This is a genomic window from Gordonia insulae (assembly GCF_003855095.1).
Classification (GTDB): Bacteria; Actinomycetota; Actinomycetes; order Mycobacteriales; family Mycobacteriaceae; genus Gordonia; species Gordonia insulae.
On record NZ_CP033972.1, the window covers coordinates 1575204 to 1601985 of the forward strand.

General features: G+C 69.2%; 21 protein-coding genes, 1 pseudogene and 1 riboswitch. Of the genes and pseudogenes, 12 read left to right on the forward strand and 10 right to left on the reverse strand.

Annotation, left to right across the window (positions count from 1 at the left end):
* The first annotated feature begins 35 nt into the window (after positions 1-35).
* From D7316_RS07145 to D7316_RS07155, 3 genes are read left to right on the forward strand one after another with little or no spacing between them, the layout of a single operon-like run.
* Positions 36-1385 carry an 8-oxoguanine deaminase gene (locus D7316_RS07145; protein ID WP_124707665.1) on the forward strand — a complete coding sequence of 450 codons (1350 nt, stop codon included), beginning with the start codon at positions 36-38 and terminating at the stop codon, positions 1383-1385.
* A complete protein-coding gene (locus D7316_RS07150; protein WP_124707666.1) occupies positions 1385-2221 on the forward strand; it encodes an FAD binding domain-containing protein in 837 nt (278 codons plus the stop codon). The genes D7316_RS07145 and D7316_RS07150 overlap by 1 nt, the downstream gene beginning before the upstream one ends.
* Positions 2218-4965 (forward strand): molybdopterin-dependent oxidoreductase, encoded by a 2748-nt coding sequence (locus D7316_RS07155; RefSeq protein ID WP_124707667.1) that lies wholly within the window; start codon positions 2218-2220, stop codon positions 4963-4965. The genes D7316_RS07150 and D7316_RS07155 overlap by 4 nt, the downstream gene beginning before the upstream one ends.
* Before the next feature lie 13 nt (positions 4966-4978).
* Here D7316_RS07155 and D7316_RS07160 read toward each other — a convergent pair whose 3' ends face one another.
* The 4 genes from D7316_RS07160 to D7316_RS07175 all read right to left on the reverse strand — a co-directional run bounded on the left by D7316_RS07160 (position 4979) and on the right by D7316_RS07175 (position 7924).
* Entirely contained in the window at positions 4979-6202 is a 1224-nt protein-coding gene (locus tag D7316_RS07160; protein WP_124707668.1) for an acyl-CoA dehydrogenase family protein, read from the reverse strand.
* Positions 6203-6284: 82 nt separating this feature from the next.
* On the reverse strand, positions 6285-6824 hold the full coding sequence (locus D7316_RS07165) for a histidine phosphatase family protein (protein WP_124707669.1): 540 nt from the start codon (positions 6822-6824) through the stop codon (positions 6285-6287).
* Between the two features lie 6 nt (positions 6825-6830).
* Positions 6831-7670: a CbtA family protein gene (locus D7316_RS07170; RefSeq protein WP_124707670.1), complete on the reverse strand. Its 840-nt coding sequence runs from the start codon at positions 7668-7670 to the stop codon at positions 6831-6833.
* Between the two features lie 29 nt (positions 7671-7699).
* On the reverse strand, positions 7700-7924 hold the full coding sequence (locus D7316_RS07175; protein WP_124707671.1) for a CbtB domain-containing protein: 225 nt from the start codon (positions 7922-7924) through the stop codon (positions 7700-7702).
* Positions 7925-7989: 65 nt separating this feature from the next.
* Positions 7990-8070: riboswitch (cobalamin riboswitch) on the reverse strand.
* 64 nt (positions 8071-8134) lie between these two features.
* On the opposite strand from D7316_RS07175, the gene D7316_RS07180 reads away from it, so the two are divergent.
* The gene (locus D7316_RS07180) at positions 8135-12787 is read left to right on the forward strand and encodes an ATP-dependent helicase (RefSeq protein WP_124707672.1); all 4653 of its coding nucleotides are present in this window, start codon (positions 8135-8137) and stop codon (positions 12785-12787) included.
* Positions 12780-13574, forward strand: coding sequence for a DNA-formamidopyrimidine glycosylase family protein (locus D7316_RS07185; protein WP_124707673.1), 795 nt, complete (start codon positions 12780-12782; stop codon positions 13572-13574). The genes D7316_RS07180 and D7316_RS07185 overlap by 8 nt, the downstream gene beginning before the upstream one ends.
* Before the next feature lie 63 nt (positions 13575-13637).
* Here the strand turns inward: D7316_RS07185 and D7316_RS07190 are convergent, their stop codons facing one another.
* Positions 13638-14060: a pyridoxamine 5'-phosphate oxidase family protein gene (locus D7316_RS07190; protein WP_124707674.1), complete on the reverse strand. Its 423-nt coding sequence runs from the start codon at positions 14058-14060 to the stop codon at positions 13638-13640.
* Between the two features lie 117 nt (positions 14061-14177).
* Entirely contained in the window at positions 14178-15920 is a 1743-nt protein-coding gene (glpD, locus tag D7316_RS07195; protein ID WP_124707675.1) for a glycerol-3-phosphate dehydrogenase, read from the reverse strand.
* A 176-nt stretch (positions 15921-16096) separates the two neighbouring features.
* On the opposite strand from glpD, the gene glpK reads away from it, so the two are divergent.
* Positions 16097-17545 carry a glycerol kinase GlpK gene (gene glpK, locus D7316_RS07200; RefSeq protein WP_232017148.1) on the forward strand — a complete coding sequence of 483 codons (1449 nt, stop codon included), beginning with the start codon at positions 16097-16099 and terminating at the stop codon, positions 17543-17545.
* A gap of 51 nt (positions 17546-17596) precedes the next feature.
* Here the strand turns inward: glpK and D7316_RS07205 are convergent, their stop codons facing one another.
* Positions 17597-19000 (reverse strand): NAD(P)H-quinone dehydrogenase, encoded by a 1404-nt coding sequence (locus D7316_RS07205; RefSeq protein WP_124707677.1) that lies wholly within the window; start codon positions 18998-19000, stop codon positions 17597-17599.
* 132 nt (positions 19001-19132) lie between these two features.
* On the opposite strand from D7316_RS07205, the pseudogene D7316_RS07210 reads away from it, so the two are divergent.
* Positions 19133-19614: pseudogene (locus D7316_RS07210) on the forward strand (gamma-glutamylcyclotransferase).
* A gap of 13 nt (positions 19615-19627) precedes the next feature.
* Here D7316_RS07210 and D7316_RS07215 read toward each other — a convergent pair.
* Both D7316_RS07215 and D7316_RS07220 read right to left on the reverse strand, forming a co-directional pair.
* Entirely contained in the window at positions 19628-20821 is a 1194-nt protein-coding gene (locus D7316_RS07215; protein WP_124707678.1) for an amidohydrolase, read from the reverse strand.
* 12 nt (positions 20822-20833) lie between these two features.
* A complete protein-coding gene (locus D7316_RS07220; RefSeq protein ID WP_124707679.1) occupies positions 20834-21532 on the reverse strand; it encodes an enoyl-CoA hydratase/isomerase family protein in 699 nt (232 codons plus the stop codon).
* Positions 21533-21567: 35 nt separating this feature from the next.
* Here D7316_RS07220 and D7316_RS07225 point away from each other — a divergent pair, with 35 nt between their 5' ends.
* From D7316_RS07225 to D7316_RS07235, 3 genes are read left to right on the forward strand one after another with little or no spacing between them, the layout of a single operon-like run.
* A complete protein-coding gene (locus D7316_RS07225) occupies positions 21568-22371 on the forward strand; it encodes a purine-nucleoside phosphorylase (RefSeq protein WP_124707680.1) in 804 nt (267 codons plus the stop codon).
* A 2-nt stretch (positions 22372-22373) separates the two neighbouring features.
* A complete protein-coding gene (locus tag D7316_RS07230) occupies positions 22374-24005 on the forward strand; it encodes a phospho-sugar mutase (RefSeq protein WP_124707681.1) in 1632 nt (543 codons plus the stop codon).
* 33 nt (positions 24006-24038) lie between these two features.
* Positions 24039-24830, forward strand: a complete 792-nt coding sequence (locus tag D7316_RS07235) for an ABC transporter ATP-binding protein (protein WP_408609987.1) — start codon at positions 24039-24041, stop codon at positions 24828-24830.
* A 12-nt stretch (positions 24831-24842) separates the two neighbouring features.
* Here D7316_RS07235 and upp read toward each other — a convergent pair whose 3' ends face one another.
* Positions 24843-25466, reverse strand: a complete 624-nt coding sequence (gene upp / locus D7316_RS07240) for a uracil phosphoribosyltransferase (RefSeq protein ID WP_124707682.1) — start codon at positions 25464-25466, stop codon at positions 24843-24845.
* Positions 25467-25515: 49 nt separating this feature from the next.
* On the opposite strand from upp, the gene D7316_RS07245 reads away from it, so the two are divergent.
* Positions 25516-25842, forward strand: a complete 327-nt coding sequence (locus D7316_RS07245) for a type VII secretion target (protein WP_124707683.1) — start codon at positions 25516-25518, stop codon at positions 25840-25842.
* Positions 25842-26777: a C40 family peptidase gene (locus tag D7316_RS07250; RefSeq protein WP_124707684.1), complete on the forward strand. Its 936-nt coding sequence runs from the start codon at positions 25842-25844 to the stop codon at positions 26775-26777. The genes D7316_RS07245 and D7316_RS07250 overlap by 1 nt, the downstream gene beginning before the upstream one ends.
* Positions 26778-26782: the final 5 nt, after the last annotated feature.

The following is a 26782-nucleotide window of genomic DNA, read 5'->3' on the forward strand; positions in this document are numbered from 1 at the left end:
CCAGTCACGACTCGGCCCGCTCGGCTGGCCGCCCCATGACCCTCATCGAGAACGCCTACGTCATCACCGTCGACGACGGCAGGCGTGAACTGCCCCGGGCATCCGTCCTGATCGACGGGACCCGGATCGTCGCGATCGGCGAGACACCAGCCGGACTGCCCGACGACGTGGTGCGCGTCGACGGCACCGGCCGCGTCCTCACCCCCGGGCTCGTCAACACCCATCACCACCTGTACCAGTGGATCACCCGTGGACTGGCCGCCGATCACACGCTCTTCCAGTGGCTGATGACCCTGTACCCGATCTGGGCCGGGATCGACGAGGCCGCCGTCCGGACCGCGGCGCTCGGCGGGCTCACCCAACTCGCCCTGTCGGGCTGCACCACGACCACCGACCACCACTACGTGTTCCCTGCCGAGGGCGGCGACCTCCTCGGTGCCGAGATCGACGCGGCGCAGACGATCGGTCTGCGCTTCCATCCGACCCGCGGCTCGATGGACCTGTCGGAGAAGGACGGCGGGCTCCCCCCGGATTCGGTGGTGCAGAACCTCGACGACATCCTGGCGGCCAGTTCCGACGCCGTCGCCCGGTGGCATGACCCGTCCGCCGACTCCATGCTCCGGATCGCCCTCGCACCCTGCTCGCCGTTCTCGGTGACGACCGACCTGCTCCGCGAATCCGCGCTGCTGGCGCGCGAACTCGGCGTCCGGATGCATACCCACCTGGCCGAGTCTCTCGACGAGAACACCTACTGCGACGAGCGATTCGGGTGCACTCCGCTGCAGTACATGGAATCGGTCGGCTGGGTCGGCGACGACGTCTGGTTCGCCCACGGCATCGAGTTCGACGACGACGAGATCGCCCGGCTGGCCGCCACCGCCACCGGCGTCGCGCACTGCCCCACCTCCAACGCACGTCTCGGCAACCGGATCTGCCGCACCCGCGACCTCGTCGACGCCGGCGTCCCGGTCGGCCTCGGTGTCGACGGCGCCGCCTCCAACGAGTCCTGCCGCCTGCTCGAGGAGGCGCACCAGGCCGTCCTGATGGCACGCGCGCGGGGCGGACCGACGGCGCTCACCACCCGCACCGCCATCGAGCTCGCGACGATCGGCGGGGCGCGAGTCCTCGGCCGCGACGCCGACACGGGCTCCATCGAGGTCGGCAAGCTCGCCGACCTCGTCCTGTGGGATCTGTCGTCGGTGGCGCACAGCGGCATCACCGATCCCGTCGCCGCCCTCGTCCTCGGTGCCATCCCGCCGGTCACGGGTAGCTGGGTCAACGGCCGGCCGATCATCGCCGACGGCGAGATGCTCACGGTCGACCCCGATCTCGTCGCCGCCGAGGTCGCCCGGGAGCACCGCAGACTGATCGACAAGGCGCGTTGATGGATCTGCACACCATCGAGCGGTACCGATATGCCCGCACCCGCGACGATCTGCGGCTCGCCCCCGGCGAATCCGTGGTCGCGGGGGGCACGTGGTTCTTCTCCGAACCCCAGGTGGACACCAGCGGCATCGTCGATCTGACATCGATGAACTGGCCGGCACTGGAGGACCTGCCCGACGGCGGATTGCGCATCGGCGCGACCTGCCCCATCGCCGACATCGTCGCGCTCGAATCGCGTCCCGGGTGGCGGGCGCAGCCGTTGTTCACCGAGTGCGCCAACGCACTGCTCGCGTCCTTCAAGATCTGGAACGTCGCCACCGTGGGCGGCAACATCTGCCGGTCCTTCGCCGCCGCCTCGATGGTCTCGCTCGCGGCCGGCCTCGACGGCATCGCGGAGATCTGGTGCCCCGACGGTACGGATCGTCGAATCCCGGTGGCGGAGATGATCACCGGAAACGGGACCAATCGCCTCGCCGACGGCGAGGTGCTGCGCGCCGTGGAAATCCCCGGCTCGTCGATGCGCGCCGATACCGCGTTCCGCAAGATCGCACTGGCCGAGCTCGGCAGGTCGGGCGCGGTCCTCACCGGCCGCCGTGACGCCGACGGATCGGTCGTCGTCGGGATCACCGCCGCCACGACACGACCGTGCCTGCTGAGGTTCCCCGGCACCCCCACCGCCGACGATCTCCGCGACCGGGTGAACTCCGTCGACGACTACTACAGCGATCCGCTGGGATCGGCTGATTGGCGCCGGGGCGTGTCCGCCGTACTGGCCGAGCAGATCCGTGTACAGCTCGCCGACCCGGCGCCGTCTGCACAAGGGGCGTCCCGATGAGGTTCTCCGTCAACGGATCCTGCCACGACGTCACGCCGCGCCCCGGCCAGTGCCTGCGTACCCTCCTGCGGGAGTCCGCGCATTTCGAGGTCAAGAAGGGCTGCGACGCCGGCGACTGCGGCGCCTGTTCGGTGCTGGTCGACGGAAAGCCCGTGCACTCCTGTATCTTTCCCGCCCAGCGGATCGACGGCCGGTCGGTGACGACGGTCGCCGGCCTGGGCACACCCGACGACCTGCATCCGATGCAGCAGTCCTTCGTCGACAACTTCGGCTTCCAGTGCGGTTTCTGCACGGCGGGCATGATCGTCACCGCCTCCACTCTCGATGACGACGATCTCGACGACCTGCCGCGCAGGATGAAGGGAAACCTGTGCCGCTGCACCGGTTATCGCGCCATCCGTCAATCCATCGAGGCCGGCGTCTCCGCCGTCCCGGCTCCCCCCGACAGCGACGCTACCGCCGCGGAACCCACCGTCGGCACGTCGGTCTCACCACCCGCCGCCCGGCGGGTGGTGACCGGCACCGAGCCCTACACCTTCGACGTCGCGGTCCCGGGCATGACCTGTCTGCGCGTCCTCTCGTCGCCGCATCCGCACGCGCGGATCCTCTCGATCGACACGGCCGCCGCCTCGGAGGTCGACGGCGTCGAACTCATCCTCACCCACGAGAACGTCCCGGGCCGAAGGTTTTCCACCGCACGCCACGAGCACCGCGAGGACGATCCCGACGACACGCTCATCCTGGATCCGGTGGTGCGGTTCGTCGGTCAGCGGGTGGCCGCGGTGGTCGCGACCACCGCGGCGGCGGCCGAACGCGCATGCCGCCTCATCGACGTCACCTACGAGATCCTGCCCGCGGTCTTCGACCCCGAGGCGGCGCGGAGCCCTGGTGCCCCGCTGATCCACCCCGACCGCGGTCCGCTGGACCGGGTCAATCACCCCGACCGCAACGTGATCGCGGACTTCCATCAGGGGTTCGGCGGCGACGTCGATGCGGCCCTCGGTGATTCCGCGGTCACCGTCTCCGGCACATGGTCCACCGCGCGCGTCTCGCACGCGCAGATGGAGACCCACGGCAGCATCGGCTGGCTCGACGACGACGGCCGGCTCGTGATCCGCACCAGCACGCAGGTACCGTTCCTGGTCCGCGATGAACTGGCCCACATCCTCGACCTGGACGCCGACCGTATCCGGGTGTTCGCCGCACGTGTCGGCGGCGGCTTCGGCGGCAAACAGGAACTCCTCACCGAGGACCTCGTCGCGCTCGCCGTCCTGCGCACCGGAAAACCCTGTGGCTACGAGATGTCCCGGTCAGACGAGATGTGCCGCACCACGTTCCGCCATCCGTTCCGGGTGTCGGTCGATCTCGGCGCCGATGCCGACGGCCGGCTGACCGCCCTGAAGGTCGATGTCCTGTCGGACACCGGCGCCTATGGCAACCACGCGATCGGTGTCATGTTCCACGCCTGCGCCGAATCCGTGTCGGTCTACAACTGTCCGGTGAAGTGGATCGATGCGGAGGTGGTCTACACCAACAACCCGCCGTCGGGCGCTTTCCGGGGATACGGTCTGGGACAGGTGATCTTCGCGGTCGAGTCCGCGATCGACGAACTCGCCGTCGCCCTCGACATCGATCCGTTCGAACTTCGCCGGCGCAACGCGGTGGCCGACGGCGATCCGCTCCTCATCGCCCACGCCGAACCGGAACCCGATCTCGTCTACGGCAGTTACGGTCTCGACCAATGCCTCGACCTCACACAGGCGGCGCTGTCACGTGGCAACGACGTCGCGGCACCGGAAGGTCCGCACTGGCGCGTCGGTGAGGGCATGGCGCTGGCCGCGATCGCCACCATGGCACCTCGCGGGCACATCTCGCGCGTGCAGGTCGGGGTGGACGCCGAGGGCACCTACCATGTCGGGGTCGGCACGGCGGAATTCGGCAACGGCACCACCACCGTGCACACCCAGATCGTCGCCGACACCGTGCACACCACCGCCGACCGCGTCCGTCTCACGCACGGCGACACCGATGCGGCCGACTACGACACCGGCGCGTTCGCGTCTGCCGGTACGACGGTGGCGGGCAAGGCCATTCACGGCGCCTGCCGCGCGCTGCGGGAGAAGTTGGTCGCGGCCGCCGCGCGCGTCGCCGACGCCGACCCCGCCCGCATCGAACTCGGCCCCGACGGCGCATGCGTCGGCGACCGGACCGTGTCGTTCGCCGAACTCCTCGACGCGGCGGATCCCGCATCCAGGGTCGCCGACCGCGTCGTCGCGACCGGTGAGGAGAACGGCGATCTCCGGTCGATCGCGTTCAACGTCCAGGCGTTTCGCGTTGCGGTCGACTCGGAGACCGGCACGGTGATCATCCTGCAGTCGGTGCAGGCCGCCGACGCCGGCACCGTGATGAACCCTCAGCAGTGCCTCGGGCAGGTCGAAGGCGGCGTGGCGCAGGCGATCGGATCATCGCTCTACGAGGAGGTCATGCTCGACGGCGCCGGGGTGGTCACCACACCCGTCTTCCGCACCTACCGCGTGCCGCAGATGGCCGACATCCCCACCACCGAGGTCTATTTCGCCGACACCGCCGACGAGCTCGGTCCGTTCGGCGCGAAGTCGATGAGCGAATCACCGTACAATCCGGTCGCGCCGGCGCTGGCCAATGCCATCCGCCGGGCGATCGGGGTGCGGCCCCACGAGCTACCGATGTCGCGCGATCGTGTCTGGCGCCTCCTGCACGGATGACGGCGCCGACGCGTCAGGCGCGCAGCAGCCCCTTCGCCACGTGGGTCACCTGGATCTCGTTGCTGCCCGCGTAGATCATCAGCGACTTCGCATCGCGCGCAAGCTGTTCCACCCGATACTCGGCCATGTACCCGTTGCCACCGAAGAGCTGTACGGCCTCCATCGCCACCTCGGTCGCCGCGCGTGACGAGTAGAGCTTCATCGCCGACGCCTCCGGCAGCGACAGCGGCTTGCCCGCCGTGGACCGCTCGATCGCGTTGAACAGCATGTTCTGCACGTTGATCCGCGCGACCTCCATCTCGGCCAGTTTGAGCTGGATGAGCTGGAACTGCCCGATCTCCTGGCCCCAGAGCTTCCGGTTCTTGGCGTAGTCGAGCGAGAGCCGCAGGCATTCGTTGATGATGCCCAGGGACAGCGCGGCGATCCCGACGCGTTCGGCGGTGAACCCAGCCTTGGCCCCCTCACCGCCGCGGGTGTCCGCACCGGTGTCCTCCGTCTCGCCGAGCAGGCGGTCCTTGCCCAGACGCACGTTGTCGAAGAACAGCTCCCCGGTCGGCGAACTCATCATGCCCATCTTCTTGAAGGCCTTGCCCTGCGTCAGCCCCGGCATACCCTTGTCGAGGACGAAGGACAGGACCTTGCGGTCCCGGATGGGGGTGTCGGTGCCGTCGTCGAGCTTGGCGAACACCACGATGGTGTCGGCGTGGGGACCGTTGGTGATGAACGTCTTCTGACCCTTGAGGATGTAGTCGTCCCCGTCGCGTTTCACGCTGGTCTTCATGCCGCCCAACGCGTCCGAGCCCGAATCGGGTTCGGTGATCGCCCACGCACCGACCTTCTCCATCGTCACCAGCTCGGGCAGCCAGCGCTTCTTCTGCGCCAGGGTTCCCTTGCCGCGGATGGTGGACGCGGTCAGTCCCATGCTGACGCCCATCGACCCGACGAGCCCCAGACAGACACCCGCGAGTTCGATGTTGAGGATCATGAACGTCGAGCTGGACATGCTCCCGCCACCGCCGCCGGACGACTTCTCACCGTTGGCCTCGGCCTCGAGTTCTTTCTCCAGGGCTTCTTTGGCCATCGCGTCGACGCCGAAGGTGGCCAGCAGTTTCCGGGTGATGTCGTACGGCGGCAACTGTCCGGTCTCGAGTTCGTCGATGTGCGGCTTGATCTCCTTGTCGATGAACGCACGCAACGCATCTCGCACCATCAGGTCTTCGTCGGACCACTCGAACATCGCCATACTCCCCGGAGCCGGTGTTCATCAGAACACGTTTCAGTTTCTTGATGTTCACTGTGTCAGGAGTCACTGCGTATGTCTAGGTACGCAATCGCGTTTTCGTTCCTTTGACGGCGGGGACGGCAGCGCCGGGCGTCATCCGATACGCGGTCGCCGGCCGCACCTCGACGGCGAAGAACTCGTCCGCACGCGCGGCGAGCAGCGCCTGCGCCACCGGCATCGACACCACGCACACCGCGCTCGACGCATGCTCCGTACCCCAGCGGTGGATACGTGCGACGAAGTCCGCGATCGTCTCGCCGCCGTGCGGGCACGCGGTGGGATCGGTGAACCACACCGCGAGTTCGTCGGGCGCGAGATCCTCAGGGGTCCGACCCGACCACGCACCGACATCCAGCGTCCGCAACCGCGGATCCACGGTGAACGCGCGACCGAGCAGGTCGCACGATTCGCGCGCCGCGGCCTCGGGGCCGCACGGCACCGCGCCCCGGGTCGGCACGTCCACCAGGGTCGCGGCCAGGGCCGACACCGTCCGTCGCCCAGCGTCATCCAGAGACAGGTCACCGCCGAACCGCACCGATCTGTTGGGGCCGGTGCGGCCGGCGGTGACGATGTGCACGACGGTTCAGCTGTTGCCGGCGACGATACGTTCGTCGTCGGCCGCGGGCGCCGAGGCCGGCGGGCGCGACAGCCGGCCGAGGATGAGGGCGAACACCACGGTCAAGACGGTCCAGAGGATGACCTGACCGGCGATCGCATACACCCGGAAGTCGCCGATCACGTCGCCCGGGAATCCCGGGAAGACGATCTGACCCGCGCCATCGGTGACCGGGCCGGGCACCTCGTGGAACTCCGGCAACAGCGCGACGGTGATGGTCACCGCCACGAGATAGCCGACGGTCGCGGCCACGCCGGACAGCAGGCCCCCGATGCGCGGACGCAACCAGAGCGCCAGCACCACGGCGGCCACCGCGAACGCCACCGACAGCAGGGTGATCGTCAGGAATGCGCCACTGCGCGCACCGATGGTGTCGTCGTCGCCGACCGCGGGCGGGTTCGCCGGGTAGGCGAAGAACGGCACGCCGAACAACGCGACGAATCCGATCGCGCCCAGCGCGGCCGCGACGGTCCGCGGATCGGTCGCCGGGTAGCGGCGGCCGACGTAGGCCCACAGGATCGTGAACGCGACCGCGAAGAACGCGCCCATGCAGACGGCGAAGACGACGGTGCCGATACCGGCGCCGACGTTCTCCTGGATGGACCGGGTGAACAACTCCCCGCCCTCACCGTGGACGTGTCCGCCGTGGGCCGCGGCCTCGAGCGCCTCCTCGGCCTCCGAGCGTCCGCCCTCGTAGTCGATCGCCTTGGCCACCTGCGGCTCGATGAAGAGCCGAGCGAAAATGAACGCGACGATTCCGGCGATCAGGCCCGAGAGCAGGCCTGCGCCGATGAACTTCTTCTCCATGTGTGGTTGTCTCCTGCGTCCTGGTTCGATCAGTGGCAGGGGAAGCCGAGGAAGTGACGGGCATCGTGCACGAACTCGTGCACATGGGTGTCGGAGCCGAAGACCGACACGGCACCCTGGTCATACCCGAGGAAGTAGTAGGCGAGGGCGGCGAGCAGCACGGTCAGGCTGAGCCACACGGCTGCGCCGGCGACCGAGAGATCCGGTACGGCCAGCGACCGCGCCTTGGCGGTCGTGTGTGTGGAGGCGGTCATTCGGTAGGTCCTTTCCCTGGGATTTCGCGTCCCGTTCACTGATCCAGACAAACTCCACCGGCGCAGTATTCTGGCTCTCCCGACACGTCGCGGACGACGCGATGGGATCACAGCGGCGCGACCGCTCCGGATTCTCACCGGATTCCCCGCGCACAGGTGTGTGATGACTGTATACCCGGGTTTGTCGGACACGTGAGGGATGATGACGGAGTGCCCCGGAAGGCGTCCGTACTCGACCGCTTCACCGCCCCGACTCGGCGGTGGTTCACCGGCGCCTTCGACGCGCCGACAGCCGCCCAGCTCGGCGCGTGGTCGTCGATCGCCGACGGCGAGAACACACTCGTCATCGCCCCGACCGGGTCCGGAAAGACCTTGTCGGCGTTCCTCTGGGCACTCGACCGTCTGGCGGCCGATCCGGCCCGCGAGCACGGCACGCGCGTCGTCTACATCTCCCCACTCAAGGCGCTCGCGGTCGACGTCGAACGCAACCTGCGCGCGCCGCTCACCGGCATCACCCGCGCCGCCCAGGAGCTCGACCTGGCCGAACCGAACATCACCGTCGGGGTGCGGTCGGGCGACACCTCCGCCGCGCAACGCCGCTCGCTGGTCAAGTCGCCCCCCGACATCCTGATCACCACCCCGGAGTCCCTCTATCTGATGCTGACGTCGGCGGCCCGGGAGACTCTCACCGACGTCGATGTGGTGATCGTCGACGAGGTGCATGCCGTCGCCGCCACCAAACGGGGCACCCACCTCGCGCTGACGCTCGAACGCCTCGACGAACTCCTCGAGAAGCCCGCCCAACGGATCGGTCTGTCGGCGACCGTCCGTCCACCGGAACTGGTGGCCGGTTTCCTCAGCGGCGCCGCACCGTGCCGGGTGGTGAAGCCACCGACCACCAAGACCTTCGACCTGCGCGTCGACGTGCCGGTCGAGGACATGGCCAACATCCCACCGCCCGAGGGCTCGGCCGACGAGCTCGACGATGCGTTCTCGCCCACCGCCGGATCGCTATGGCCCTATGTGGAGTCGTCGATCGTCGACCAGATCGAGAAGAACCGCGCGACCATCGTGTTCGCCAACTCGCGTCGGCTCGCGGAGCGGCTGACGGCCCGGCTGAACGAGATCCACGCCGAGCGTGCCGAGGGTTCACACCCACCGCCGCCGGCCAACCCGCGCGTCGCCGGGGGCGCACCCGCGTTCGTGATGGCCAGCGGTGCGAGTTCCGGCGCCGAGCCGACCCTGGCCCGGGCACACCACGGTTCGGTGAGCAAGGAACAACGCGCGCTCATCGAGGACGACCTCAAGGCGGGGCGGCTGGCGTGCGTGGTGGCGACCAGCTCACTCGAACTCGGCATCGACATGGGTGCCGTCGACCTCGTGATCCAGGTGGAGGCTCCGCCGTCGGTGGCCAATGGGCTCCAGCGGATCGGCCGGGCAGGCCATCAGGTGGGCGAGATCTCGCAGGGCGTGCTCTACCCCAAGCACCGCACCGACCTCATCCACTGCACCGTCACGGTCGAACGGATGCTCGACGGCGCGATCGAGGAACTCCGGGTTCCGCAGAACCCGCTCGACATCCTGGCCCAGCAGACGATCGCCGCCGCGGCGATCGACGACCTCGACGTCGAGCACTGGTATGAGGTGGTACGCCGGGCCGCGCCGTACCGCGAGCTGGCGAGGCAGGTCTTCGACGCCACCCTGGACCTGATCTCGGGGCGTTTTCCGTCCGACGAGTTCGCCGAACTGCGACCGCGGGTCACCTGGGATCGCGACGCCGGGACCATCGTCGGCCGACGTGGCGCGCAGCGACTCGCGGTCACGTCCGGCGGGTCGATCCCCGACCGCGGGCTGTTCGGTGTGTTCATGGTCGGGTCGCCGGGAGCGGAGCGAGCGGGACCGATGAGCGGTGAGAAGTCCACGCGCGTCGGTGAGCTCGACGAGGAGATGGTCTACGAGTCACGGATCGGCGACGTCTTCGCCCTCGGCGCGACGAGCTGGCGGATCGAGGACATCACGCACGACCGGGTGCTGGTCTCGCCGGCTTTCGGCCAGCCCGGACGGCTGCCGTTCTGGATCGGCGACACCGTCGGCCGGCCCGCCGAACTCGGTGCCGCGATCGGCAGGTTCACCGGCGCGGTCGCCGATCCCGACACGCTCGCCGAACACGCCGACCGCCTCGGTCTCACCGACTTCGCGCGCGCCAACCTCGCCGCCTTGATCGGCGAACAGCGCGAAGCGACCGGACATCTGCCCACCGACCGCACGCTCGTCGTCGAGCGATTCCGCGACGAGCTCGGCGACTGGCGACTGATTCTGCACTCCCCCTACGGTTTACGCGTCCACGCGCCCTGGGCGAGTGCGATCTCCGCGCGACTGCAGAACACCCTCGGCATCGAGGGCGCGACCACTGCCTCCGACGACGGCATCATCGTCCGGCTACCCGACACCGACGACGACCCACCCGGCGCCGCGGTGTTCGTCATCGAGCCCGATGCCATCGAGCAACTCGTCACCGACGCTCTCGCCGATTCGTCGATGTTCGCCTCCCGCTTCCGCGAGTGCGCCGCGCGTGCGCTGCTGCTCCCCCGGCGTGACCCCGGCCGCCGCGCACCGCTCTGGCAGCAGCGCCAGCGCAGCGCCCAACTGCTCTCCGTCGCATCCAAATTCCCCGACTTCCCGATCGTGCTGGAGGCCGTCCGGGAGTGCCTCCAGGACGTCTACGACCTTCCGGCGCTGATCGACCTGCTGACCCGCATCGGGCAGCGCCGTGTGCGGGTCGTCGAAACCGAGACGGCGAGTCCCTCCCCGTTCGCCGCGTCGATGCTGTTCGGCTACGTCGGAGCGTTCATGTACGCCGACGACGCCCCGCTCGCCGAGCGGCGTGCGGCCGCACTGTCCCTGGACACCAGCCTGCTGGCCCAGCTGCTCGGGCGGGTGGACCTGCGCGAGTTGCTCGATCCGGCGGTCATCGCCGAGGTCGTCGCACGTCTGCAGCGACTGTCGGCGGACCGGCAGGCCCGCGACGCCGAGGACATCGTCGACCTGCTGCGCTGGCTGGGCCCGCTGAGCTCCGAGGACGTCGCCGCGCGCCATCAGGGCGACGATCCACCGCTCGGTGACCTCGCCGACCTGCATCGCAGTGGTCAGATCATCTCGATCAACCATCAGGGACGGGCCCTGTGGGCCGCCGTCGACGACACCGCGCGTCTGCGTGACGCACTCGGAGTCCCTGCGCCACTCGGTATTCCGGCCGCCTACCTCGAGCCCGTCGCCGACCCGGTCGGCGATCTCGTGGGCCGCTACGCCCGCACGCACGGGCCGTTCGTCGTCGCGGATGCCGCGCAGGAACTGGGCATGGCGGTCGGCGTGGTCCGGGACACGTTGGTGCGGCTGGCCGCCGACCGGCGCGTCGTCGAGGGCGACTTCCTCCCCGACGCCGCACCCGCGGGGAGTCCACGGGTCACGCAGTGGTGTCATGCCGACGTGCTCGGTCAGATCCGTCGCGGTTCGCTCGCGGCGAGCCGGGCGGAGGTCGCGCCCGTCGGCACCGACGTGCTCACCCGGTTCGTGACGTCCTGGCAGCATGTCGACGACGGCCAGACCCTGAGCGGCGTGGACGGCGTGGCGGCGGTGATCGATCAGCTGGCCGGCCACCCGCTCCCCGCGTCGGCGTGGGAATCGCTCGTCCTGCCCGCCCGGATCGACGACTACACACCGTCGATGCTCGACGAACTGCTGAGTACCGGCGAGGTGATCTGGTCCGGCCACGGGCGCATCGGCGGTTCGGACGGGTGGATCGCGCTGCATCCGGTCGATGTCGCTCCCCTCACCTTGGCGCCCCCCGATGACATCGACACCGCCGCGCTGCACGCGCGCATCACCGAGGTCCTCGCTCCCGGTGGTGCACTCCGATTCGCACAGCTCGCCGACGCCGTCGCCGGTGACGACCCGGGCCGGCCGCCGGCCGCCGATGTCGAGGCAGGCCTGTGGGATCTGGTGTGGGCGGGGCGGATCAGCAACGACTCGTTCGCACCGGTGCGCGCGATGCTCACCCCCCGACGAAGCCCGTCGGCGTCGCGATCGGCGCCTGCGCACCGGTCGCGCGGCCGCGCGCCTCGTCTGCGCGCGCAGCGACTGTCCACCCGATATCTGGCCGAGCACGCATCCGGTCGGGCGGTGGCGCCGACCGCGAGCGGCCGGTGGTTCGCGCTCGAACACGTCGAGGCCGAACCGACGGTGACCACGCAGGCGTTGTGCGAGCAGTTGCTCGCCCGCTACGGCGTGATCACCCGCGGCAGCGTGATGGCCGAGGACGTCGTCGGCGGCTTCGCGCGGATCTACAAGGCACTCACCGTGTTCGAGGACAACGGACATGTGCGTCGTGGGTATTACGTGGAGGGCCTCGGGGGCGCCCAGTTCGCATCGCCGGCAACCGTCGACGATCTGCGACGGCACGCGCTGAGCGACCGGCGATCCGGCAACGCCGCCGTGGTCCTGGCCGCCACCGATCCCGCCAATCCGTATGGCGCGGCACTCGACTGGCCCTCGGCATCCGAAGACGGCGGGCACCGACCTGGCCGCAAGCCGGGGGCGCTGGTCGTCCTGGTCGACGGCACGTTGGTGGTGTTCGTGGAGCGGGGCGGCAAAACCGTGCTGACGTTCACGCAGTCTCCCGCAGCTCTGGAGGCGGCGGCGGGGGCGCTGGCCTCGCTCGTCCGAGCCGGACGAGTCTCCCGGCTGATGATCGATCAGGTGGACTCACAGCCGGTGCTCGCAACGGAATTCGCGCGGATTCTGGTCGCCGCGGGTTTCGCCACCACGCCACGCGGTGTGCGCATGCGTTACGGACAACATGCCTGAGGGGGACACCGTCTACGCCGCGGCCACGAGGCTTCGTGCCGCGCTGGACGGTGAGCGTCTCGTGTACACACAGTTCCGGGTCCCGTCGCTGGCGACCGCTGATCTGTCCGGCCGCACGGTGACGTCGGTGCGTTCGGTGGGCAAGCATCTGTTGATCGACGTCTCGGGACCGGACGACCATCCCGAGAACGGTGCGGTGAGCATTCATTCGCACCTGAAGATGGAAGGTGCCTGGCATGTGCACCCACTCGGGCGGCGGTGGCGGCGTCCGGGTTTCCAGGCCCGCGTGGTGCTACGTACCGATCGTCGCGAGGCGGTCGGATTCGACCTCGGGGTGCTGGAGGTGCTCACCGATCCCGACTCGGCGCTCTCCTACCTCGGTCCGGACCTGCTGGCGGTCGACTGGGACCGCGCCGAGGCGATCCACCGGATCGAGTCGGTTCCCGACGAGAAGATCGGGATCGCGCTGCTGGATCAACGTCTGGTCGCCGGTATCGGCAACGTCTACCGCAGCGAGATCTGCTTTCTGCGTGGAGTTCTGCCCACCCGGGCGGTACGCGACGTCGAGGTCGGTGCCGCGGTGGACCTGAGCAGACGACTGCTGTGGTCCAACCGCGAGCGAACCGCGCGCACGACCACCGGGCAGACCGCCGCCAACGCCCGGATGTGGGTGTACGGACGGCGTGGTCAATGGTGCCGAAAGTGCGGGACGCCGATCGAGCGAGGTGACCTCGGCCCGATCGGCGAAGATCGCGTGATCTACTTCTGTCCGCACTGTCAGACCTGAAGTGACTGTCAGACGTGAAGTGACTGCGATGGCATGTCCTGCCGAGCGATACCCGCCCCCGAATCAGACCGGGTACCGTTCGGGCTCCGGACCGAACTGGAAACGCCGACCGGCGATCTCGGCGACCGAGATCTCGACGTAGTTGTACTTGATCGTGGGAATCCACGGCCGGAGCGACAACTCGTCGGCGGCGGCGATGTCATGGGTCGAGACCAGCACTCGTGCAGTACCTTTCGCGACGACGCTCCATCCGCCGACGGCGTCGTGGTCGTCGGCCTCGAAGGCGACGTTCTCGTTCACCGCGATCTGGGCGAGTTTGGTTCCCTCGCCCGTGCGGAAGACGATCCGTCCGTCACCGGCATGGTAGTTGACCGGGTAGATGTCCGGTTGCCCGTTGACGCTCAGCGCGATTCGGCCCAGCGTGACGGTCGCGAGGAGTTCCGCGGCCTCGTCGTCGGTCAGTACCTGCACCACATTGTCGACCATGATCTGTCCTTCTGCCATAACCCATTGTTCCGGCGGCGGGCATACCACCACCAGAGCAGAAGGTCCCGATCTGTGCGATCGGGACCTCCCGGTGCGAGGGATCAGATCAGCCGCGCCTCACTCCGGTACGGGCACCGGCTCCAGGATCTCCGGCCGCGACTCGGGCGCGGCGGCACGAAGGGCATCGGCCGAATCGTCGTCCGGTTGCTGCTGGGACGCGATCTCGGCCTCGACGCGGGCTACGTAGGTGGCAACCTCGAAGGCGGTCTGCTCGGGTGTCCATCCCAGAACCGGCGCGAGGATGTCGGCGACCTCCTGCGCGCAATCCACCCCGCGGTGCGGGTATTCGATGGCGATCCGCGTCCGGCGGGCCAACACGTCCTCGAGATGGAGTGCGGCCTCGTCGATCGCGGCGTACAAGATCTCGACCCGCAGATACTGGGGTGCCGCGGCGACCGGCTGCAGCAGCGACGGATCATCGGCAGCGTAGTAGAGCACGTCGTCGATCAGCGACCCGTACCGGTTGAGCAGACGCCGAATCCGGTACGGGTGCAGTCCGTATCGCTGTCCGAGGTGTTCGCACTGGTTGATCAGCGCGAAGTAGCCGTCCGCGCCGAGGAGCGGTACGCGTTCGGTGATCGACGGTGCGACCCGGGTGGGGATGAAGTCGGTGCATGCGTCGACGGCGTCCGCCGCCATCACCCGGTAGGTGGTGTACTTACCGCCTGCGATCGACACCAGCCCGGGCGCGACCACCGCGACCGCGTGCTCGCGGGACAGTTTCGACGTCTCGTCGTCCTCGCCCGCGAGGAGCGGACGCAGGCCGGCGTAGACCCCTTCGATGTCACCGTGGGTGATCTTGGTGACCAGCACCTCGTTGACGCGCTCGATGATGTAGTCGATGTCGGCACGGGTGGCCGCCGGATGTGCGAGGTCGAGATTCCAGTCGGTGTCGGTGGTCCCGATGATCCAGTGGGTCTCCCAGGGGATCACGAACAACACCGAGTTGTCGGTGCGCAGGATGATCGCGGTCTCGCTGACTATGCGGTCGCGGGGCACCACGATGTGCACGCCCTTGGATGCACGGACCTTGAAGTGGCCACGCTGTTTTGACAGCGCCTGGACTTCGTCGGTCCAGACCCCGGCGGCGTTGATCACACAGTGCGCACGTACCTCGGCGAGGTCTCCGGTCTCCGAATCACGAACGCGCACACCGAGTACCCGGTCGGCCTCACGGAGGAAGCCCACCACCTGGGTGGACGTCCGGATCACCGCGCCGTAGTTCGCCGCGGTCCGGGCGACCGTCAGGCTGTGCCGGGCGTCGTCGACCACGGTGTCGTAGTAGCGGATCCCGCCGATCAGCGAGTTCCGCTTCAGGGCCGGTGCCACGCGCAGCGCGCCCGAACGCGTCACATGGTGTTGGCCGGGAACCGATTTCGCACCACCCATGCGGTCGTACAGGAAGATCCCGGCGGCGACGTAGGGCCGCTCCCAGACTCGTCGGGTCAGCGGATAGAGGAACGGCAGCGGCTTCACCAGATGCGGGGCGAGCAGGCGGAGGGAGAGCTCACGTTCCCGCAGTGCCTCGCGCACCAATCCGAACTCGAGCTGCTCGAGGTAGCGGAGGCCACCGTGGAACATCTTCGACGATCTGCTCGACGTCCCGGATGCGATGTCGCGGGCCTCGACCAACGCCACCCGCAGTCCTCGGGTGGCCGCGTCGAGCGCGGCGCCCACACCGACGACGCCACCTCCGATGACCACGACGTCGAATTGTTCACTGCTCAACCGGCGCCATGCCTCGGCACGGTAGAGCGGACCCATATCCGCTGGTCGGTCCGGGTTGAACTCGGTACTCATGTTTTCCGAGCCTAGGTCATGTCCCGTGATTCCGCCCGGAGGCCTGCGGCAGGAGGACGAGACGACATGACGTCGATCGATCTCACGGGCAGCCGCCGCGTGCGACACTGTGCGGCGTGGGAAGCGCAAGCACATACGTCGCGGCCATCGACCAGGGCACCACCTCGACGCGGGCGATGATCTTCGATCATCAGGGGCGGGTGGTCAGCAGCGAACAGATCGAGCACGAGCAGATCTTTCCGCGTGCCGGATGGGTCGAGCACGATGCCTCGGAGATCTGGCGCAACACGCGACGGGTCGCCGCCGCGGCGCTGGCGTCGGTCGACCTCAAGCACGGCGACATCGCCGCGTGCGGGCTCACCAACCAACGTGAGACGACTCTCATCTGGGACCGCGAGACCGGCGAGCCGATCCACAACGCGATCGTGTGGCAGGACACCCGCACCAACGACCTCTGCCGCGAACTGGCCGGTGACGTCGGGGTGGACCGGTACCGCGACCGCACCGGCCTGCCGCTCTCGACATACTTCGCGGGCCCGAAGATCCGCTGGCTGCTCGACTCCGTCGACGGCGCCCGCGAGCGCGCCGAGGCCGGCGAACTGTGCTTCGGCACAATGGATTCGTGGACTGCCTGGAACATGACCGGCGGTCCGGACGGCGGACTGCACATCACCGACGTCACCAACGCGTCGAGGACCATGCTGATGGACCTGCGCACCCTGGCCTGGGACGAGGAGATCTGCGCCGAGATGGGCATCCCGACCGCCCTGCTGCCCGAGATCCGCAGTTCCTCCGAGGTCTACGGGCCGCTCCGCGAGCACGGTTCGCTGCCCGGGGTGCCGTTGGCCGGCATCCTCGGCGACCAGCAGGCGGCAACGTTCGGGCAGGCGTGCCTCGATCCCGGTGAGGCGAAGAACACCTACGGCACCGGCAATTTCCTGCTGCTCAACACCGGTACCGAACCCGTGTTCAGCGATCACGGGCTACTGACCACCGTCTGTTACCGGATCGGAGATCAGCGGGCCCGCTACGCGCTCGAGGGTTCGATCGCGGTCACCGGATCGCTGGTGCAGTGGCTGCGCGACAACCTCGGACTGTTCACCCACGCGAGCGAGATCGAGACGCTCGCCGCGTCCGTCGAGGACAACGGCGACACCTATTTCGTCCCCGCGTTCTCCGGACTGTTCGCACCTCGCTGGCGACCCGACGCGCGTGGCGTCATCGTCGGGCTGACCAGGTTCGTCAACAAAGGCCATCTCGCCCGGGCGGCGTTGGAGGCCAGCGCTTTTCAGACGCGCGAGGTAATCGAGGCGATGCAGGCGGACTCCGGCGTGGAATTGTCCACCCTCAAGGTGGACGGCGGCATGGTCGTCAACGACCTGCTCATGCAGTTCCAGGCCGACATCCTCGACGTCCCGGTCGTCCGGCCGGTGGTCAACGAGACGACCGCGCTGGGCGCCGCCTACGCCGCAGGGCTCGCCGTCGGCTACTGGGAGTCCGAGGACGAGATCCGTGCCAACTGGGCCGAGGACAGGCGGTGGGAACCGCAGATGGGCGACGACGAACGCGATCGCCTCTACACCGGCTGGAATCGCGCCGTGGAGCACAGCCTCGACCTCGGTTGAGGGTGAGATCCGGACGCCCGACGACCGACCCGACGCCGACTCCGGACTCCGCTAGTCGAGGTCGTCGTGCCGGACCAGCTGCCGGGCGGCCTCGATCACCGATCCGGACAGCGACGGGTAGACCGAGAAGGTCTGTGCGAGATCGGACACCGTCAGTTTGTTCTGCACCGCGAGTGCGATCGGCAGGATGAGCTCGGACGCCGTCGGGGCGACCACCACGCCACCGATCACCACACCGGTCGCCGGTCGGCAGAAGATCTTCACGAATCCGCGTCGCAGACCGCTCATCTTGGCACGCGGGTTGGTCGCCAACGGCAACATGACGGTTCGGGCCGGGTACTCGCCGGAGTCGATGGCCCGCTGGGACACCCCGACGGTGGCGATCTCGGGTCGCGTGAAGATCGCCGACGCAACGGTCTTCAGCTTGATCGGACTGACCCCCTCCCCGAGGGAGTGGTACATCGCGATACGACCCTGCATCGCCGCGACCGACGCCAGCGGGAGCAGACCGGTGCAGTCGCCGGCGGCGTAGACCCCCGCGACCGAGGTCCGTGACACACGGTCGACGGTGATGAAACCGCCGCGATCGACCTCCACGCCGGCGCGTTCGAGGCCCAGGTCGTTCGTGTTGGGGACCGAGCCGACGGTCATCAGGACGTGCGAACCGGTGACGGTGCGGCCGTCGGCCAGATGTGCGGTCACCGAATCCCCGTGCCGCTCAACCCGGTCGGCGCGCGCGTGCTTGATCAGCTCCACACCGCGCTCGGCCAGTGCGTCCTCGAGGACCAGGGCAGCGTCCTCGTCCTCGCCGGGCAGCACGCGATCACGGCTGGACACCAGCGTGACCCGAACACCGAGTTCGGTGTAGGCGTGCACGAACTCGGCACCGGTGACACCGGAACCGATCACGACGAGGTGCTCGGGCAGCTGCTCGAGGTCGTAGAGCTGCCGCCACGTCAGGATCCGGTCACCGTCGGGTCGGGCATCGGGCAGGACACGCGGCGAGGCACCCGTGGCGATCAGCACGACATCGCCCTCGTACCGCTCGGTGGACCCGTCGTCGAGGGTGGCGATGACCCCGTGCGTCGACACCCCGAGCTGGCGCTCGTCGAGCTGGGCCCGGCCCGACACGAGCTTGACGCCCTCGCTGATCAATCGGGACCGGATGTCGGCGGACTGGGCGAACGCGAGGTCGCGGACACGCTGGTGGATCTGGGGCAGGGTGACCAGGGCGTCGTCGGTACGGATGTTGATGCCCAGATCGACGGCCTTGCGCACCTCGGTCCGGATGCCGGTGGAGGCGATGAAGGTCTTCGACGGCACGCAGTCCCACAACACGCACGCGCCACCGACGCCGTCGGAGTCGATCACCGTGATGTCGGCGCCGTAGGCGGCCGCGGCCAACGCGGCCTCATAACCCGCAGGTCCACCACCGATGATCACGATCTTGGTCACAGTTGAAAGTCCTCTCGCCATCCTCGGCTGCGCACGTGGTCGTCCTCCAACCTAGTCCCCCGGCGGCTGCGCGGCGCGCGGGTGGGGAGCCTCGGCTTTCGCGCTGCGCGTCGAGCATCTAGGCTTTCGCCCGTGCCGATATACGCCGCCTACGGTTCGAACATGCATCCCGAGCAGATGGCCGAGCGTGCACCCCACTCCCCGATGTCGGGAACCGGCTGGCTGCGCGGATGGCGTCTGACCTTCGGGGCGGCGACATCGGCTGGGAGGGCTCACTCGCCACCGTCACCGAGGACCCCGACAACCCGGACGCCAAGGTCTTCATCGTGCTCTACGACGTCACCGCCGAGGACGAGGAGAACCTCGACCGGTGGGAGGGTTCCGAACTCGGCATCCACGTGAAGCTGCGCGCACGGGTGGAGACCGCCGACGGCCCGGTACTCGCGTGGCTCTACGTGCTCGATGCCTACGAAGGTGGCCTGCCGTCGGCCCGCTATCTCGGGGTCATGGCCGAGGCCGCGGAGATCGCCGGTGCACCTGCCGAATACGTCCAGCAGTTGCGCCTGCGGGAATCCCGCAACGTCGGTCCCGGGCCGGGGCCCATCGAGCCCTGAGCGGCTGCCGTCCTCAGGCCCCGGCGAGCGCGATCCCGGCCAGGGTCCGCACCCCGACCTCCAGCGCGCGCTCGTCGATGTCGAAGTTCGGTTGATGCAGGTCGACGCGGGGACTGATCCCGTCCCACACCCCGAGTCGGCCCATCGCGCCGGGCACGTGCTCCAGATACCACGAGAAATCCTCGCCGCCCGGTGACTGCGGTGTGTCGGCCACGGCGTTCGGACCCACCGCCGCGACGGCGTCGCGCATCACCTCGACGGCCGGCTCGTCGTTCACCACCGGCGGAACCCCGCGGAAGTACGACAGGTCGTAGCGCACGCCGAGTGGCGCGAGCAGTTCGCCGATCACCGATCGGATGAGTGGCTCGAGCTCGCCCCAGGTGTCGTGGTCACCGGTGCGGACGGTGCCACGGAGACGCCCTTCCTGCGGAATCGCATTCGGCGCGTTACCTGCGTGGGCGGCACCCCAGACCATCACCGTGCCCGATCTCGGGTCCAGCCGGCGGGACAGGATGCCGGGCAGACCGGTGATCACGGTGCCCATCGCGTAGACCAGGTCGCCGGTCAGATGCGGACGTGAGGTGTGTCCGCCTGCGGAGTGCAGCTGCAGATCGATGTGGTCGGCCGCCGAGGTCAGCGCGCCGGCACGCAGCCCGACCGAACCGACGGGCAGCTTGGGGTCGCAATGCAGCGCGAAGATCCGGCTGACACCGGTCATCACACCGGCCGCGACCGCGTCCAGCGCGCCCCCGGGCATGACCTCCTCGGCCGGCTGGAAGATCAGCCGCACACCGACGGGCAGCTCGTCGAGCGACGCCAGCAGGTGCGCCACGCCGATGAGGATCGCGGTGTGTGCGTCATGGCCGCACGCGTGCGAGACACCTTCGACGGTGGAGCTGAACGGCAACCCGGTGTGCTCGGTGATCGGCAGCGCGTCCATGTCCGCACGCAGCGCGATGCGCGGTTGGTCGCCGGACCCGATGTCACACACCACGCCGGTGCCGAGCGGCAGCCGCCGCGGCGTCAGACCGGCAGCGGTGAGTTCGGCCATCACCAGCTCCGTGGTGTTGACCTCCTGCCGGGACAGTTCCGGCAGCGCGTGGATCCGGCGGCGCCACCCGACGACGTCGGATCCGTGCGCCGCCCACCATGCCCCGATCACATCGCGGGGCACCACCGTGTGGATTCCGCGCTCACCGACGGCCATCGCGCTCGTCCCTCACAACACGGTCGGCGGGGTCGTGGTCTGCAGGTCGTCGATCAGCGGCTGGCGCAGCCCCCGCTTGATGAGACCGAGGTTCGGTCCGCACAGCGGAGCGCGCTCGGCGGCGATCTCCCGCGCCCGGTCGAGCAGCCCGTCCACCTCGACCGCCTCCTCCATGATCCCGGCGGCCACGGCATCTGCGGCACCGTAGCGTCGCGAGGTCAGCATCGCCTCGGTGGCCGCGGCGTCGGTGAGCCGGGTCCGGATGAGTGAACTCATGCCGCGGGTGAACGGCATCCCGAGTGCGGCCTCCGGCAGTGACCAGAACCCGCGCTCGGTCCGCATCACCCGGACGTCCGCGCACACGGCCAACATCGCGCCCGCGCCGAAGGCGTGACCGTTGACGGCGGCGACGGTCGGCACCGGGAGGGTGAGGAGCTTGACGTACAGCTCGTGCACACGGTCGAGGTAGCGCGGCAGACCGCTCGCGTTGGCCGCGACGTAGTCGACGTCGAGGCCGTTGGTGAAGAACTTGCCGGTGGCGGTGATCACCAACGGCTTCGACGGCTCGCTCGCCACCCGGTCGAGCAGCCCGGCGACCGCGTCGATCCACTCGAGACGGAACCGGTTGTCCGGGTTGGCCTCGTCGAGTTCGACACCCTCGGTACCGAGATAGAGCTCGGTGACATCGCCTACAGAACTGAGAAACGGCATGTAGGAACCATATCGCCGGGCATTAGGGTTGGCCCATGGACCCCACCGCCGACGCCGATGCCGCCGCCGTCGCGGCCGCGGCGACCATCGCCGCCGAGACCGACTGCTCCGCCCACGACGTCGCCGTGGTCCTGGGCTCCGGCTGGGCGCCGGCGGCCGCCGCCTTCGGCGCCCCGATCGCGAGCGTGCCGATGTCGTCGCTACCCGGCTTCACCCCGCCCGCGGCCGCCGGTCACGGAGGTGTCGTGCACTCGGTGCACATCGGCGACCGGCGCGTGCTGATCCTGCTGGGGCGTATCCACGCCTATGAGGGCCACGACCTCGCGCGGGTGGTGCATCCGGTCCGGACCGCGGCCGCGGCCGGCGCGCACACGATCGTGCTGACCAACGCGGCAGGTGGACTCCGCGACGACATGTCGGTGGGCCAACCCGTGCTCATCAGCGATCACCTGAACCTGACCGCACGCTCTCCGCTCGTCGGCGCACGGTTCGTCGACCTGGTGGACGCCTATTCGCCCAGGCTCCGGGAGATCGCACGACGCTCGGACGCCTCGCTCGCCGAGGGCGTCTACGCCGGGTTGCCCGGGCCGCACTACGAGACGCCCGCCGAGATCCGCATGCTGCGCACGCTCGGCGCCGACCTGGTCGGGATGTCCACGGTGCACGAGACCATTGCCGCCCGGGCGGCCGGCATGAACGTCCTCGGGATGTCGCTGGTGACCAACCTCGCCGCCGGGATGACCGGGGAACCGTTGAGCCACAACGAGGTCCTCGAGGTCGGCAACGCGTCGGCGACGCGGATGGGTGAGCTGCTCGCCTCGATCGTCGCCGAGCTCTGAGCATGTCGACCATCGATCCGGATGACTGGATCGCCGCCGACCCCGATCCCGGCACCCGCGCCGAACTGTCCCGGCTCGGCCCCGACGCACTCGCCGAACGTTTCACCGACACACTGCATTTCGGTACGGCCGGGCTGCGCGGTCCGGTCCGCGCCGGACCCAACGGGATGAACGTGGCCGTGGTGACCCGCACGACCTGGGCACTGGGCCGGTTTCTCCTGGGTCACGGGCACGAAGGCGCGACGGTCGTCGTCGGACGTGACGCCCGGCACGGTTCCGCCGCATTCGCCACGGCGGCAGCGCAAGTGCTCACCGCACAGGGATTCGACGTGGTCACCCTGGCCGGGCCGGGACCGACCCCACTGGTGGCCTTCGCGTGCCGTGACCTCGGCGCGGCGTGCGCGATCACGGTGACCGCGTCCCACAACCCACCGGACGACAACGGGTACAAGGTCTACCTCGCCGGCGGAGCGCAGCTCATCCCACCTGCGGATCAGGAGATCGAAGACCTGATCGCCACCGCTCCGGCCGCGAACACCATTGCCCGCCAACATGTCTCGCCGGACTCCCGGGCACAGATGAACACCGCCCGCTACCTCGACCGGCTGAGTGCGCGATTCGGAAGCGTTCATCGATCCCCGGTGCGCATCGCGCTCACCGCGATGCACGGGGTGGGCGGGGCACTCGCGCTCCGCGCGCTTCGCCGCGCCGGGTTCGCCGACATCCATGTCGTCGCCGAGCAATTCGCCCCCGATCCCGACTTCCCCACCGTACGGTTCCCCAATCCCGAGGAACCCGGAGCGGCCGATCGCGTACTCGCGCTCGCCCGACGCATCGACGCGGACCTCGCGATCGCCCTCGACCCCGACGCCGACCGCTGCGCGATCGGCGCGCGCGTGCACGGTGGATGGCGCATGCTGACCGGCGACGAGACCGGGGCGCTGCTCGGGTCCCAACTGTTGTCCACCACCGAGCTGGCCGCGCCGATCGTCGCGAACACCATCGTGTCCGGCTCCCTCCTCCCGGCCGTCGCACGGGCCGCGGGAGTCCGGCACGTCCGGACGTTGACGGGCTTCAAATGGCTCGTTCGCGCCGGGGAACCCCTGCTGTACGCCTACGAGGAGGCGATCGGGCATTGCGTGGACCCGGTCGGCGTCCGCGACAAGGACGGCATCGGTGCGGCCGTCGTGGCGGCGAAACTGACCCACGAACTGATCGGAACACGCTCCGATCTGTCGGGGGCGCTCGACGACCTCGCCCGCCGACACGGCGTGCACGTCACCACGCAACGCTCGATCCGGTTGACCGATCCGGCGGAGATCACCGAACTGATGACGCGGCTGCGCACCGCACCGCCCCGTTCGCTCGCCGGCGTGCCGGTGCGGAGCGAGGACTTCGCCGCGCGCACCGACGCGCTACGCACCGATGCGGTCGAACTGACCGGGACGGCAACCGACGGGACGTCGCTGCGGGTGATGGCACGGCCGTCGGGTACCGAACCGAAACTGAAGTACTACCTCGAGGTCGTCGCGGCTCCGCACCGAGACCACCGCGGAGACGATCTGGCCGGCGTCGGTGCCGAACTGCACGACCTGGCCGCCCGCATCGCGGCGGAGTTGCCCCCAGGCGCGTGATCGCCCGTGGACGGGCTGGCTACCGTGATCGTCGTGCACTCGATCTCTGACCCGATCCTGGACGCGGCGAACATCGACGTGGTCCGCAACGGCCGACCCCTCCTGCACGACGTGTCGTTGCGGGTCGAGCCCGGCGAACACTGGGCTCTGCTGGGCCCCAACGGCGCGGGCAAATCCACCCTGATGACGATCCTGGGCGCGCGCGGCCACCCGACCACCGGCACCGTCGACGTCCTGGGCAAACGACTCGGCCGCGTCGACATGCGCGAATTGCGCACGCACATCGGACATGTCGACCCGCGGTGGCGCATCGATCTCCCGCTCACCGCACACGAGGTGGTGCTCACCGGCCTCACCAACACACCCGAGCTCGACCGCCGGCACGTCTACACGGAGGCCGAGCACCGTCACGCCGACGACCTCCTGGCCCTGCTCGGCATGACCTCCCGACGCGATTCGGTGTGGCCGGTGATGAGTCAGGGTGAACGCGGTCGCACCCTGATCGCGCGCGCCCTGATGCCGCGGCCCGACCTGCTGCTGCTCGACGAGCCCGCCACCGGCCTCGACCTGGCCGCCCGCGAGAAGCTCCTGAGCGGCATCGACCAGTTGCGCTCCGAGGTGCCCGGCCTGGCGAGCGTGCTGGTGACCCACCATCTGGAGGATCTGCCGACCAGTACGAGTCACGCGATGCTGCTGCGCGACGGCGAGGTGATCGCCGCCGGGATCGTCGACGAGGCGCTCACCTCCTCGACCATCAGCTCGTGCTTCGACCACGACGTGGTGGTCCGCCGGGCCGACGGCCGATGGGCGGCGGTCGCCGCCTGATCCGCGACCCCGTCAGCGGGGTCCGAACTGGCGATCACCGGCGTCGCCGAGTCCCGGCACGATGTAGGCGACGTCATCGAGCCCCTCGTCCACGGCCGCCACCACCAGACGCACCGGATGAGCGGAGTTCTCCAGCGCCGCGACCCCCTCGGGAGCCGCGACGACGCACACCGCGGTGATGTCGTCGGCGTTGCGGGCAACGAGGAGCTCGATGGTGTGCAGCATCGAACCGCCGGTGGCCAGCATCGGGTCGAGGACGAACACGGGCAGCCCGGACAGGTCGTCGGGCAGGGACTCCAGGTATGGCACCGGTTTCGCGGTCGCCTCGTCCCGCGCGATCCCGACGAATCCGACGTGGGCCTCGGGCACCATCGCGTGGGCCTGCTCCACCATGCCCAGCCCGGCGCGCAGAACCGGCACCAGCAGCGGCGGTGTGGCCAACCGGGTGCCCTCGCAACCGACCAACGGGGTCTCTATCGGAAACGACTCCGACGGCGCCTGCGAGAGCGCCTCGTAGATGAGCATCTGCGTCAGATCCGACAGTGCGGCGCGGAATCGCGCGTTGTCGGTGGCCTTGTCCCTCATCGTGGTCAGGCGTGCGGCCGCGAGCGGGTGATCGACGATCTGTACCTGCATGGCATCAGACTAGGTGGAACCGGACCCGACGGCCGCGCGTCAGAAATACATGACCGAGGTAACCGCCAACCCCCACGCACTGGACGCGTACGCGCGCGGCCAGCAATCCGCCGCCGGACAGATTCGCGCGCAGGTCGCCCACCAGCGCGGCGACATCGGTGCACTCACCACGACATTCGGCGTCATCGGTGCCGACTTCCTGTCGGCCACCGCCTACGTCCTCGACGGTCGGGCCCGCACGCTGGACACGGTCGCACAACGCCATGCCGACCAGGACGCCGGCACGCGATCCGCCGCCCGCGCCTATGTCGACGCCGACGACGTCAACGCCGCGCGGATGCCGTCGGCGGGCCCCGATCGGGAGCTGCGACTCTGATGCTCACCATCGACATCCTCATCGCGCCCCTGCGCATCATGATCACCGCGCTCGGCACCGGCGTCCTCCCGCCCGGCAACCCCGCCGACCGTCTGCGTTCGGCGCAACCGCACCTCGAACAGATCCGGCAGGGGTCGACGACGGCGACGCGCGAGGTGGCACGGGACTGGCGGGGCACCGGCGCCGACGGTGCGATCGCGGCCGCCGACCGCACCCACCGCACGATGGCCGGTGTCACCGACGACAGTGCGGCGATCGCCGCGCTCATCGAGGATGCCGGTGCGAAGGTGAAGGTCGCCGCCGATCAACTCGGCGGGCTGATCGACTCCTTCCAGCGCGCGGCCTCCGCGCTCGGGCCGACGCTGTTCACACCGCAGGGCGTCGCGATGATCCTGCCGGTCGCCCTCGAGCACATCGCGCGGGGCATGCAGATCGTCGGCCGGACCCAGGCCGAGTTGCAGTCCGACACCGACCGGATGATGGCCCTCGCCCGCACCACCACACCGGCGGAGGTCGGTGGTCTGTCCACCGGTCCGGCCAAGGGCGGCATCCCCATCACCCTCCCCGACGGGTCGATCGCCTACGCCCCCGACCAGCGCGCCGCCACGGCGGTCCGCGCCGCACTCAGTCAGCAGGGTGTCCCGTATGTGTGGGGCGGCACCACACCGGACGGCTTCGACTGCAGCGGATTCACGCAATGGTCTTATCGCCAGGCCGGCGTGGAGCTGCCGCGTCTCGCACAGGATCAGGACACCGCGGGATATCCGGTGAGTCAGGGCGATCTGCGCCCCGGCGACCTCGCCGTGTGGGACGGGCATGTCGCCATGTACGTCGGGAACGACCAACTCGTCGAGGCCGGCAGTCCGGTCGGTGTATCGCCGTTGCGCACCACGAATGCCGGTCAGGGCTTCCAGGGATTCTTCCGGCCCCGATGATCACC